General features: G+C 63.3%; 1 protein-coding gene. It reads right to left on the bottom strand.

Translation table 11 applies throughout. The annotated features are described in order from the left end of the window. Nucleotides 1-518: sensor domain-containing protein (locus tag A9X04_RS06540; protein WP_197509072.1), on the bottom strand; the 518-nt coding region annotated here is incomplete at its 3' end. Between the last annotated feature and the right edge of the window lie 10 nt (nucleotides 519-528).

Genomic DNA, 528 nt, shown 5'->3' with positions numbered 1-528 from the left:
TGGAATCTCCATCGATATTTGCCGCTCAGGTGGATGACGGCATTGCTGCACGCATCGAGACGCTTGGCAAAAGCGTCGCCAAGCAACACCGTCGCTGCTTTGGAATCGACAACCGTCGCAACGGCTTGACGGACCGCATGACCTGAAGTGTCCTTTTCCTCCCTGTATTGATTGCTCCGCCATCCGGTATAGGCCACGCCAACCGTGTTGGTGTCCAGCCCGAACAGCGCCGCACAGTCCGGGTTGCCCTCGTCGATGACAGGGGGCACTGGAGGCCTGGTCCAACCGGGCGGAGGCGTGCCCGTCCAGTTGAGTTTGGAGCCGACGATGTCGCCGACCACTTCCGGCGGCAGGAGCAGCTCATCGATCCGATTGAGCGCCAGCGTTGGCCCGACCGTGGGCGTCGGCGAGGGTGCGACCGAGGTGGCGTTGTGGCCGCCGCCCTGCCCGCCGCCACACCCAACCGCCAACGCGACCACTACAGCCCCGAGCGCCGAAACAATGAAACGAATCCTCATTTCGTCTCCT

This window comes from Mycobacterium sp. E3247 (assembly GCF_001667785.1).
In the GTDB taxonomy this organism is placed as follows: Bacteria; Actinomycetota; Actinomycetes; order Mycobacteriales; family Mycobacteriaceae; genus Mycobacterium.
This window is presented reverse-complemented; position numbering and strand designations above follow the sequence as displayed.